The 12,123-nt window shown below is 60.5% G+C and carries 8 protein-coding genes and 1 pseudogene; 5 read left to right on the top strand and 4 right to left on the bottom strand.

The features are described from left to right. Positions 1-30: 30 nt before the first annotated feature. Entirely contained in the window at positions 31-1,095 is a 1,065-nt protein-coding gene (locus F474_RS00505) for an NAD(P)-dependent alcohol dehydrogenase (protein ID WP_097086385.1), read from the top strand. Positions 1,096-1,468: 373 nt separating this feature from the next. Next, positions 1,469-3,451, top strand: a pseudogene (locus tag F474_RS00500) (right-handed parallel beta-helix repeat-containing protein); the annotation flags it as partial. 67 nt (positions 3,452-3,518) lie between these two features. Here the strand turns inward: F474_RS00500 and F474_RS00495 are convergent. Then, complete coding sequence (locus F474_RS00495) at positions 3,519-3,860, bottom strand: hypothetical protein (RefSeq protein WP_125483354.1); 342 nt, start codon at positions 3,858-3,860, stop codon at positions 3,519-3,521. Between the two features lie 216 nt (positions 3,861-4,076). Here F474_RS00495 and F474_RS00490 point away from each other — a divergent pair, with 216 nt between their 5' ends. Together F474_RS00490 and cobM are read left to right on the top strand one after the other, a co-directional pair. Continuing rightward, positions 4,077-4,490, top strand: coding sequence for a cobalamin biosynthesis protein (locus tag F474_RS00490; RefSeq protein ID WP_256577788.1), 414 nt, complete (start codon positions 4,077-4,079; stop codon positions 4,488-4,490). Then, a complete protein-coding gene (gene cobM / locus F474_RS00485; RefSeq protein WP_097086378.1) occupies positions 4,487-5,239 on the top strand; it encodes a precorrin-4 C(11)-methyltransferase in 753 nt (250 codons plus the stop codon). Before F474_RS00490 ends, cobM begins: the two co-directional genes overlap by 4 nt. A 167-nt stretch (positions 5,240-5,406) precedes the next feature. Here the strand turns inward: cobM and nfuA are convergent, their stop codons facing one another. Together nfuA and F474_RS00475 are read right to left on the bottom strand one after the other, a co-directional pair. Further along, on the bottom strand, positions 5,407-5,991 hold the full coding sequence (nfuA, locus tag F474_RS00480) for a Fe-S biogenesis protein NfuA (protein WP_097086376.1): 585 nt from the start codon (positions 5,989-5,991) through the stop codon (positions 5,407-5,409). 69 nt (positions 5,992-6,060) lie between these two features. After that, on the bottom strand, positions 6,061-7,086 hold the full coding sequence (locus F474_RS00475) for an acyltransferase (protein ID WP_097086374.1): 1,026 nt from the start codon (positions 7,084-7,086) through the stop codon (positions 6,061-6,063). Between the two features lie 217 nt (positions 7,087-7,303). On the opposite strand from F474_RS00475, the gene metH reads away from it, so the two are divergent. Further along, positions 7,304-11,002 carry a methionine synthase gene (metH, locus tag F474_RS00470; RefSeq protein ID WP_097086873.1) on the top strand — a complete coding sequence of 1,233 codons (3,699 nt, stop codon included), beginning with the start codon at positions 7,304-7,306 and terminating at the stop codon, positions 11,000-11,002. 232 nt (positions 11,003-11,234) lie between these two features. Here the strand turns inward: metH and F474_RS00465 are convergent, their stop codons facing one another. Next, positions 11,235-11,960, bottom strand: a complete 726-nt coding sequence (locus tag F474_RS00465; RefSeq protein ID WP_256577787.1) for an alpha/beta hydrolase — start codon at positions 11,958-11,960, stop codon at positions 11,235-11,237. Positions 11,961-12,123: the final 163 nt, after the last annotated feature.

Below are 12,123 nucleotides of genomic sequence, written 5' to 3'. Positions count from 1 at the left end.
GCCGGCCCGAACCCACGGAGAACCCTCGCAATGAGCAAAACCTATACCTACGCAGCTCAGAGTGCCACCGACAAACTGGCCCCATTCACCATCGAACGTCGCGAGCCTGGGGCGCACGACGTGCAGATCGATATCTTGCACTGCGGCGTCTGCCACTCCGACCTGCATACCGCCCGCAATGAATGGGCCAACACCCTTTACCCATCAGTGCCCGGCCACGAAATCGTGGGTCGCGTGAGCGCTGTGGGCAGTGCCGTGACAAGCTTCAAGGTAGGCGACCTGGCCGGTGTAGGTTGCATGGTCGATAGCTGCCAGCACTGCCCTTCCTGCGCCGAGGGTGAAGAGCAATACTGTGAAAACGGCTTTACCGGCACTTACAATGGCCCGATGTTCGGCGGCGAAAACACCTACGGTGGCTACAGCACGCGCATCGTGGTCAAAGAGCAGTTCGTATTGCACATCTCGCACGCCGAAAAAGACCTGGCCGCTGTAGCGCCGTTGCTGTGCGCCGGCATCACCACCTACTCCCCCCTGTCGCATTGGAAAACCGGGCCGGGTAAAAAAGTAGGTATCGTCGGGCTGGGTGGCCTGGGCCACATGGGTGTGAAAATAGCCGCAGCGATGGGCGCGCATGTGGTGCTGTTCACTACCAGCGAAAGCAAGCGCGAAGACGGCCTACGCCTGGGCGCCAAAGAGGTAGTGATCTCCAAAGACCCCGAGCAGATGGCTGCACACGCTAACAGTTTCGACTTCATCCTCAATACAGTGGCGGCCAAGCATGACCTGGACCCATTCCTGAGCCTGCTCAAACGTGACGGCACCCTGACGCTGGTGGGCGCGCCGGAGCATCCGCACCCCTCACCCACTGTGTTCAACCTGATTCTCAAGCGCCGCAGCCTCGCCGGTTCCTTGATCGGCGGCATCCGTGAAACCCAGGAAATGCTCGACTTCTGCGCCAAGCACAATATCGTCTCGGACATCGAGCCGATCCAGATCCAGTACATCAATGAGGCCTATGAGCGCATGCTCAAAAGCGATGTGAAGTACCGCTTTGTAATCGACATGGCCTCGCTACATCAGGAAGCAGCCGCATGATGCGGTAAAGGCGCGTTAAAAAAAGCCACCGCGCGGGGCAGCCGGCGGTGGCAAGGGCGTTGGATCACAGGAGCAAGCAACCTGAAGCTTACTCCCCGGCAGCGCCCCGGCCATGAAAGCCCGTTCATGCCAGATGAAATTGCATGAGCGGGCTTTTCACTCAATGCCCGGGATTTGTCACGGCTTGATCAGGCTTAGTGGCGCGTGCTGCCGATCAAGTTGGTCCCCAAAGTTTGGCCCATCGATTATTCACAGTGGAAAACCATTACACATTATTCCTCGGCGTTGCAGGGATTGGACCTACTTCGCAGAGTCGAACAGGCGCCGCAGTGTGCTTCACGCTGCAAGGCATCCCTGAACCCGAGGACAGACCATGGCTTTCAATATCAAGGATTTCGGCGCTGTAGGCGACGGCGCAACCGATGACACCTCAGCGATCCAGGCGGCCATCGACGCGGCGTTCGCTGCAGGCGGCGGTGAAGTCGAAATTCCCGAAGGGACCTTCATCATCAGTGGTAACGGCGACCCCACCAGCGGGTGCCTGATGATCAAGAGCGGTGTGACCATCAGCGGCGCGGGCATGGGTGTCAGCACGCTCAAGCTTGCCGACGGTTCCAGTGGCAATATCACCGGTTTGATCAGATCGGCCTACGGTGAAGAAACCCACGACTTCGGGGTAAACAACCTCACCCTGGACGGCAACCGTGACAATACCACCGGCAAGGTCGACGGCTGGTTCAACGGGTTCATCCCTGACGGTGACGGCCACGACAGCAATGTGCTGCTGGACCAGGTCGAGATCAAAGACTGCTCTGGCTACGGCTTTGACCCCCACGAGCAGACCATCAACCTCACCATCAGCAACAGCGTCTCACACGGTAACGGCCTGGACGGCTTTGTAGCTGACTACCAGATCGATGGCCGTTTCGTGAACAACGTGGCCTACGATAATGACCGCCACGGCTTCAACATTGTGACCAGCACTCACGACTTCGAGCTGGTGGACAATGTGGCGTACGCCAACGGTGGCGCCGGCATCGTGGTGCAGCGCGGCAGCGAAGACCGGGCGCTGGTTGACAACATCCTGATCAGCGGCGGCGCGGTGTACGGCAATGCTGCCGAAGGTGTGCTGGTCAAGATGTCTACGAACGTGACCGTCGACGGTGTGGCCATCCACGACAACGGCAGTGCGGGCGTGCGGCTGTATGGCAGTAGCGGCAGCCAGGTCGTGAACAACCAGATCCACGACAACGCCCAGAATGGCGCGGTCCCCGAAGTGGTCATCCAGGCTTATGACGATACCCAGGGAGTGTCGAGCCGGTACTACAACGGCGACAACAACCTGGTGCAGCGCAACACCATCACCGGCAGCGACCTTTCGACCTACGGCATTGCCGAGCGCCGGGAACCTGGTACCGAACACAATAGCTTCTACGGCAACGTGATCGAGCACACCAGCAAAGGTACTACGCTGGTATATGGCGAAGGCAGCGTTGCCAGTGACAGCGTGCCGATGCACCGCATCGACGGCACTGACGGCAAGGACGTGTTGGTCGGTACTGCGAGCGACGACCTGATCATCGGCGGCGCCGGGGCCGACAAGCTTACTGGCGGCGATGGTCATGACACATTCCGCTTCGAACAGATCAGCGACAGCTACCGTGATGCCAGTACCAGTTACGCAGATCTGATCACCGACTTCGACCCCGCCCAAGACAGCCTGGACCTGGCTGGCCTAGGCTTCAGCGGCCTGGGCAACGGTTACGCCGGTACCCTTGCGGTGCAATACAACGCCAGCACTGACCGCACCTACCTGAAAAGCTACGAAGCCGACGCGCAGGGGCAGCGCTTCGAAGTAGCGCTAAGCGGCAACCTGGTGGGCAAGCTCGACAGCAGCAATGTGAGCTTCGAACACTTGGTGCTAGGCACTGCAGGCAATGATCGCCTCGCCGGCACCAGCGCCAGTGAAATCATCGACGGTGGCGCGGGCGCTGACGTTCTCAGCGGCGGCGGTGGCCACGATGTGTTCCGATTCTCGAACCTGCTCGACAGCTACCGCAACTATGGCCTGAGCAAGGAAGAAGGCAACCACGGCGATCTGATCACCGACTTCGATGCCGGCACCGATCGCGTCGACCTTTCTGCGCTCGGCTTCACCGGGCTTGGCAATGGCCGAGACGGTACGCTGGTAGTGGTGCTCAATGACACCGGCGACAAGACCTACTTCAAGTCGCGCGAGGCCGATGCCAACGGTAACCAGTTCGAGTTTGCGATGTCTGGCAACCATACCTCCGATGTAACGGCAGCCAACTTCATCTTCGCCCCCGTGCCCGCAACCGAAGAGCTAACTGTATTAGGCGTTGCACACGCAAACGCAGCCTGATCAGGCAAGGGTTTCGCCCCAAGGCGCGAAACCCTCTCTGTTATCGGAACGTATAGCTGGAACAGTTCGCTTCGTAATAGCCCCGCAGCGCTGAGGTCGGGCTCGCCGCCGAAGCGCTGATCAGGTTGCGGCGCTGGTCGATCCGCCCCAGCGAATAGACATGCCTTTCGTTATCTGAAAGTGCAGGCATTTGGTGCCGGTTGTAGGCGTCCAGTGCATCGAACCATGCCTTGTACAGTTCAATGCCTCGGCCCGCCTCCATGGCCGAGGCAGTGCAATTGACCAGCAACTCGGGGCTCATGATTTGTTTCGCGGCCATTGCCTGGCCTGTGCCATATATCGAAACAGCAAATCCTATTATCCACGCTGCCAGCGGTTTCATTGATCACCCTCAATAAGCCTAGAACCGCAGTTGCGGAAAAAAGAAGCCGTTCGCCCACTTGGGCTCAGGGGTGAGACTTGAGTTATTCACTTTGGTTGAAGCTAAACGGGCTCCAGTGCAAAACCATTACAATTCTCTTTGCAACGCACTGGAAAACGACCATCACAGCGATGAGCCGTCGATAAAATGCCATGGGCCTGAACATGCAGCGGTATGATGGCGGCTTTTAAGCGCGAGGCTTGGATGATCGTCATCGGTATAGGCTGCCGCCGCCACTGCGTCGTTGGCGCATTGCGCGAGCTGCTGGCGCTGGCCCTGGTGCAGTGCCCTGGCCAAGTCCCCAGGGGGCTCGCCAGCCACCGCCTGAAGGCGAATGAGCCTGCGCTGCTAGCGTTGGCTGATGAGTTGCGCCTGCCCTTGTTCACCTATGACAGCCCGGCTCTGGCGCACCTGCACCCTCGCCTGACCCATCACAGCGCCATAACGCTGGAACGCACGGGCTGCGCGGGCGTCGCCGAAAGCGCGGCGCTGGCCCACTGCGAGTACCTGACCGGGCAGCCTGCCCTATTACGCGTCGCCCGAATCGCCAACGGCCAAGCGACCCTGGCCATTGCACAAGGAACCCCATGACCGTTTACTTCATCGGCGCCGGCCCCGGCGACCCTGACTTGATCACCGTCAAAGGCCAGCGTTTGATACGCCAGTGCCCGGTAATCCTTTACGCAGGCTCCCTGGTGCCTGAAGCGGTGCTTGAAGGCCACCAGGCCGAGCAGGTAATCGACAGCGCCGCGCTGAACCTTGAGCAGATCGTACAAGTGCTGGCCGACGCGCATGCCAACGGCCAGGATGTGGCCCGCGTGCATTCGGGCGACCCCTCGCTGTATGGTGCGATCGGTGAGCAGATCCGTGAGCTGCGGGCACGGTCGATTCCTTTTCAGATCATCCCCGGCGTCACTGCCACCGCCGCCTGCGCCGCAGCCCTGGAAGCTGAACTGACCCTGCCGGGGCTATCGCAAACCGTCATTCTCACTCGCTACGGTGACCGCTCGCCCATGCCGCAGGGCGAAAGCCTGGCAGACCTGGCCCGGCACCGCAGCACGTTGGCGATCCATCTGGGCGTCAAGCACCTGGGGCGAATCATCGATGAGCTGATGCCTTACTATGGGCCCGCTTGCCCCATCGCCGTGGTCCATCGCGCCAGTTGGCCGGATCAGGCCATCGCACGCGGCACGTTGGCTGATATCCAAGGGCAGGTGCAGGCGCTGGGTTTTCGTCGTACCGCTCTCATTCTGGTCGGTGAGGTGCTTGGAGCCGCGCCGTTCGAAGCGTCGAGTCTTTACAGCGCAGGCCATGCGCATCTGTACCGCCCCCCCACCTGACGAGAATGTTTCGTGAAGATCTTCACGGCCTCATCGACTTGAGTTCCGGATCCGAGCCGTCGCCGAGAAAAAAACCTTGGTTTCTACTGTGGAACCACGGGCCTGCCGCAAACGCAATGGAGGGCCACCCAGCGGCGGCCCTGGAGCGCGCCGCTGGCGCAACTTGATCAGTAGTAAGCGTTTTCTTTCTGGCTGTGGTCAGTCACATCCCGCACGCCCTTGAGCTGCGGAATACGCTCAAGCAAGGTACGCTCGATGCCTTCTCGCAGGGTAACGTCTGCCTGCCCACAACCCTGGCAACCGCCGCCAAACTGCAATACCGCAATGCCGTCTTCGACCACATCCACAAGGTTCACCTGGCCGCCGTGGCTTGCCAGCCCCGGGTTGATCTCGGTTTGCAGGTAATAGTTGATACGCTCGTTGATCGGGCTATCTTCATTGACCATGGGCACCTTGGCGTTAGGGGCCTTGATGGTCAATTGGCCGCCCATGCGGTCAGTTGCGTAATCGACCACGGCAGCTTCGAGAAACGGCTCACTGATGGCGTCGATATAGGCGGTAAAGCTCTTCAAACCAAGCGCCACGTCGTCCGGTTTTTCTTCACCGGGCTTGCAGTAGGCGATACACGTTTCAGCATACTGGGTGCCAGGCTGAGTGATGAAGACGCGAATGCCAATGCCCGGGGTGTTCTGCTTGGAGAGCAGATCGGCCAGGTAGTCATGGGCGGCGTCGGTAATGGTTATAGCGCTCATGTAAATTCCTCACAGACTGGCGGCCAGTGTACGCCAAAGCGTCGCCGGGCAAAAGACCAAGTGTTTTTGTCAGGTTAACGGCACCGATTGGCGCAATGCCCTGCCCTGCCTGGCCCAGGCTTTCATGCGTTGATACAAACGCCGCTCGATCAGTTCGTAGCTGAACCACGATGCCATGCCAATGGCCGGCACGCAGAACAGGAAAAATACCGCATAGGGGTCCACCGCCATGTGCTGGGTGATGAACCAGCCGGCATAGAGCACCAGCAGGTGCAACAGGTACACCGAATAGGAGCGGTCACCCAGCGCCTTGAGCCACTGGCTGCCTCTGAACCAGGGCTCCATGGCCACGCAGCCAAGCACGATCAGGGCGCTGGGCAGGCCCCAGTCGAGCAAACGGTTGTCAGGTTCCAGCCGATAGATGCTAACCATCCCAAGGCTTACCAGCGCAAGCGGCCACCAAAAACCGGTACGAACCCAGCCACGACGCCAGGCGATTCCGATGGCGATCCCCAGTAAAAATTCATAAACAATGTTATTGGCGTAGAAGCGACTGACCAGGCCAAAGCGGGTGACGCACTCCACCACGGCAAACAGCACGCCTGCCACAAGCAGCGGCCGGCAGCGTTTGGGCACCATGAACACCAGCGAGAACACCAGGTAGAAGAACATTTCGTAGTTAAGCGTCCAGCCTACGTTCAGCGTGGGGTAAAGCCCGTAGCCGCCGGGGTTTTCTGCCGGGATAAACAGCAAGGAGGCGAGGAAAGTCGGCCAGCTGATCTGGCCATGGGGCATGTGGGCGCCGGCAGTCACCAGCAACAACCCCATCGCCAGGGTATAGATCCAGTACGCAGGCACGATGCGCAGCACTCGGTTGAGCAGGAAATCCTTCGGTGCCTGGGGTTTGTCGTGGGTGGAGAGGTAGATCACCAGCCCGCTGATCACAAAGAAAATGTCGACACCTACAGCGCCCCGTACGCTGAAGAAATGGCCGATCGGGCCTTGGGCGTGGAAATCGAAGAAAATCTGCATGAAGTGATGGCACACGACCATCCAGGCTGCCAGCGCCCTCAGGGCCTGAATCGAGATCAACATCTGTAACGAGCCTTCTACTGCGTTGGAAATTCATGCACCAGGCAGGTGCATCCGCAACGGTTACGACTACAAAAAGCCCGTTGTGCTCAGCCGAATCGGCGACCGACCGTCGAGCGGCCTCAACATGAAGCAAATTCATGCAGCACCCTGCACCGCTCAAGCCTGCTTCAGCTTTGCTATCATTCGCGCCTTTCCCGGCTTTGACAGAGTTCTCCCCATGCCAGACCGCAGCGCCCGCCTACAGGCCCTCCGCAATGCTCTGAACGAGCGCATCCTGATTCTCGACGGCGGCATGGGCACGATGATCCAGAGCTACAAGCTGGACGAAGCCGCCTACCGGGGGGAGCGTTTCGCCGACTGGCCAAGCGATGTCAAGGGCAACAACGACCTGCTGCTGTTGACCCAACCGCGGGTGATCGCCGAGATCGAAAAAGCCTACCTGGACGCCGGCGCCGACATTCTGGAAACCAACACCTTCAACGCCACCCAGGTCTCCCAGGCTGACTACGGCATGGAGGCCCTGGTGTATGAGCTGAACGTCGAAGGGGCCCGCATCGCCCGGCAGGTCGCCGACGCCAAAACCCTCGAAACACCCGACCGCCCCCGGTTCGTGGCAGGGGTGCTGGGCCCCACCAGCCGCACCTGCTCCATTTCACCGGACGTCAATGACCCAGGCTTTCGCAACGTTACCTTCGATGAGCTGGTGAGCAACTACATCGAGGCGACCCGCGGCCTGATCGAGGGCGGCGCCGACCTGATCCTGATCGAGACCATCTTCGACACCCTCAATGCCAAGGCGGCGATTTTCGCTGTTCAGCAGGTGTTCGAAGAGGACGGCGTCGAGCTGCCGATCATGATCAGCGGCACGATCACCGATGCCTCCGGCCGCACGCTTTCGGGGCAAACCACAGAAGCGTTCTGGAACTCGATCCGCCACGCCAACCCGATCTCGGTAGGCCTGAACTGCGCACTGGGGGCCAAGGAACTGCGCCCTTATCTGGCTGAGCTGTCGGCCAAGGCAGGCACGTTCGTGTCTGCCCACCCCAATGCCGGCCTGCCCAATGCCTTTGGTGAATACGACGAAACCCCGGCCCAGATGGCTGAAGTGGTCGAGGAGTTCGCAGCATCGGGCCTGCTCAACATCATCGGCGGCTGTTGCGGCACCACGCCTGGGCATATCCGCGCCATTGCCGAAGCCGTGGCCAAGCACCCGCCGCGCGCGGTGCCCGACATTCCCCGTGCCTGCCGGCTGTCGGGCCTGGAGCCGTTCACCATCGACCGTAGCTCGCTGTTCGTCAACGTCGGTGAGCGCACCAACATCACCGGCTCGGCCAAGTTCGCCCGGCTGATCCGTGAGGAGCTCTATAGCGAAGCCCTTGAAGTGGCCCAGCAGCAGGTGGAGGCCGGCGCCCAGATCATCGACATCAACATGGACGAGGGCATGCTCGATTCGAAGGCGGCCATGGTCACCTTCCTCAACCTGATCGCCTCCGAGCCCGACATCTCCCGCGTGCCGATCATGATCGACTCCTCCAAATGGGAAGTGATCGAGGCAGGCCTCAAATGCATCCAGGGCAAGGGCATCGTCAACTCCATTTCCATGAAGGAAGGTGTAGAAGCCTTCAAGCACCACGCCCGGCTGTGCAAGCGCTATGGCGCAGCCGTGGTGGTGATGGCTTTCGATGAGCAGGGCCAGGCCGATACCGAGGCCCGCAAGACCGAAATCTGCCAACGCAGCTATGACATTCTGGTCAACGACGTGGGCTTCCCGCCGGAAGACATCATCTTCGACCCCAACATCTTCGCTGTGGCCACCGGCATCGAAGAGCACAACAACTACGCGGTCGACTTCATCAACGCGTGCGCATACATCCGTGACCACCTGCCCTACGCACTGAGCTCCGGGGGGGTGTCGAACGTGTCGTTCTCCTTCCGCGGCAACAACCCGGTGCGCGAGGCGATCCACTCGGTCTTCCTGTACTACGCCATCAAGAACGGCCTGACCATGGGCATCGTCAACGCCGGCCAACTGGAAATCTACGATGAGATCCCGGCGGCCCTGCGCGAGAAAGTCGAAGACGTGGTGCTCAATCGCAACGGTGATGCCACCGAGGCCTTGCTGGCCATCGCCGAGCAGTTCAAGGGGGGCGGTGCCGTCAAGGAGGCCGAAAGCGAAGAGTGGCGTAGTTACCCGGTTGAAAAGCGCCTTGAGCACGCACTGGTCAAAGGCATCACGACCTGGATCGTCGAAGACACCGAAGCCTGCCGCCAACAGTGCGCCCGGCCGATCGAGGTGATCGAGGGCCCATTGATGAACGGCATGAACGTGGTCGGCGACCTGTTCGGCTCGGGCAAGATGTTCCTGCCCCAGGTAGTGAAGTCGGCGCGAGTGATGAAGCAGGCCGTAGCGCACCTGATCCCGTTCATCGAAGCCGAAAAAGGCGACAAACCTGAGGCCAAGGGCAAAATCCTCATGGCCACGGTCAAGGGCGACGTGCACGACATCGGCAAAAACATTGTCGGCGTGGTACTGGGGTGCAATGGCTATGACATCGTCGACCTGGGGGTGATGGTGCCGGCAGAGAAGATCCTGCAGGTCGCCCGCGAGCAGAAATGCGACATCATCGGTTTGTCCGGGCTGATCACTCCTTCATTGGACGAAATGGTACATGTAGCGCGCGAGATGCAGCGCCAGGACTTCCACCTGCCGCTGATGATCGGCGGCGCGACCACCTCCAAGGCACACACGGCGGTCAAGATCGAGCCAGGCTACAAGAACGATGCGGTGGTATACGTCACTGACGCTTCGCGCGCGGTAGGCGTAGCCACCCAGTTGCTTTCCAAAGAGCTGAAGGCCGGTTTCGTCGAGCGCACCCGGGTGGACTACGCCGAGGTACGCGAGCGCACAGCGGCGCGCAGCAATCGCGCCGAACGCCTCAGCTATGCCGACGCGGTCAAGGCCAAGCCGGTCTTCGACTGGGCGCAGTACCAGCCGGCGGTGCCGAGCTTCACGGGCGTGAAACTGCTCGAGGACATCGACTTGGCCACCTTGGCCGATTACATCGACTGGACGCCGTTCTTCATCTCTTGGGACCTGGCCGGTAAATACCCACGCATCCTCCAGGACGAGGTGGTCGGCGAAGCCGCCACTGCGCTGTTTGCCGATGCCCAGGCCATGCTGCGCAAGCTGATCGACGAAAAACTCATCAAGGCCCGGGCCGTGTTTGGCTTCTGGCCGGCCAATCAGGTCGATGACGACGACATCCAGCTGTTCGATTCGCAAGGTGCGCCGTTGGCACGCCTGCATCACCTGCGCCAGCAGACCATAAAGCCCGACGGCAAACCGGACCTTTGCCTGGCCGACTTCGTCGCACCCCAAGGCAGTGGCCTGACAGACTACGTCGGCGGCTTCATCACCACCGCTGGTATTGGCGCCGAGGAGCTGGCCAAGGCTTACCAGGATAACGGCGACGACTACAACTCGATCATGGTCAAGGCGCTGGCAGACCGCCTGGCCGAAGCCTGTGCCGAGTGGCTGCATGAACAGGTACGCAAGCAGCACTGGGGCTATGCGGCCGACGAAAACCTGGACAACGAAGGGCGGATCAAAGAGCAATACCGCGGCATCCGCCCCGCGCCCGGCTACCCTGCCTGCCCCGACCATACCGAAAAGGCGACGCTGTTCGCCTTGCTCGACGAGAACAACCAGAGCGGCGTAACGCTCACCGAACACTTCGCCATGTTCCCCACCGCAGCGGTCAGCGGTTGGTATTTCGCCCATCCGCAGGCGCAGTACTTCGCTGTCGGCAAGGTCGACAAGGACCAGATCGACGCCTACTCCACCCGCAAGGGCCAGGAGGTGCGCGTCAGCGAACGCTGGCTGTCGCCGAACCTGGGATACGAGCCGTCTGTGTAGGCAGGCCATTTGTCAGGCGGGATTGAACTGTCCCGCCTGGCAGGGTCACACCTTTACATGCTCGAAAATGGCTGAACCATGTCCAAGATCCTCAACCCGCTTCAGATCGTCGCCAGTGCACTCTCGATGCGCCCCAGCGCCAGTGACCCGCAGGGTGCCGCGAGTGACAGCGACGAACCTCCCGAACGCAAGCCCGCCCCATCCGGCACCCGCCGCGCCAAACGGTCGGGCGTTAGTCTCCTACCGACGCCCGCAGCCAATCCGACAGGTCGTTAAGTTCACGCTGGCTGACGGTGTGGTCCATGCTGGGGTAGGCATGAAATTGGGCTTCGATGCCGAGCTTTCCTAATAGGGCTTGGTCTCGAGGCGCCGTCGCATAAGGCAATACAGAGTCGGCAGTACCATGGCCAATGAAGACCTTCAGGTTAGCTTGCCCTTCGGCATGAGGCAGGGCGTTACGTAACGCAGGCAGCATCTTTCCGCTCAGGGCGGCGAAGCCTGCAGCAAGCCCGGGTGCCTTGAGCAGTACCTGGTAGCTGATGATCGCGCCTTGGCTGAAGCCAATCAGATAGGTATGGCGGGCGTCGACGCCGTATTTGCGTTGGGCTTGTGTGACAAAGGCGACCAGCCGTTGTTCGCTGCTGGCTAGGTCTTCGGGGACCGCGTCGTATTCCGGGGCCCCTGGAACCGAGCTGAACCACTTGTAGCCACCGTCGCTCATTTGCAGGGGCGCCCTGGCTGACAAATAGGTGTAATCCGCGGGCAACCCCTGACGCAGCGTGAACAGATCCTCTTCGTTGCTACCGTAGCCGTGCAGGAAGATTACCAGCGGCTCACGGGCCGGCTGGGCGCCGGTTTGAACGAGGTACTTCAATGGCAGGTCGGTTTGAAGCACCGGCTGAGCACGCGCGGTAGCACTTAGCAACAACAGAGCAAACAGGGCAAGCAATGGCTTCATAGGGCGGCCTCGGGCTGGAATAAACTGCGCGACGATACGCGCCATGCCCGCTTCAGACCTGAAAAAGGAACAGATGTTTTGGACACTACCCAGCTGACCTTGATCTGCCATGGCCCGACGCTTGCGCAGAAACGTGGTTACGTTGCTGACGATGAGCCTCTGC

It is taken from the genome of Pseudomonas sp. URIL14HWK12:I12, assembly GCF_003097135.1.
Classification (GTDB): Bacteria; Pseudomonadota; Gammaproteobacteria; order Pseudomonadales; family Pseudomonadaceae; genus Aquipseudomonas.
Note: the sequence above shows the minus strand (reverse complement) of the source record. Positions and strands in the feature narration are given on the sequence as shown.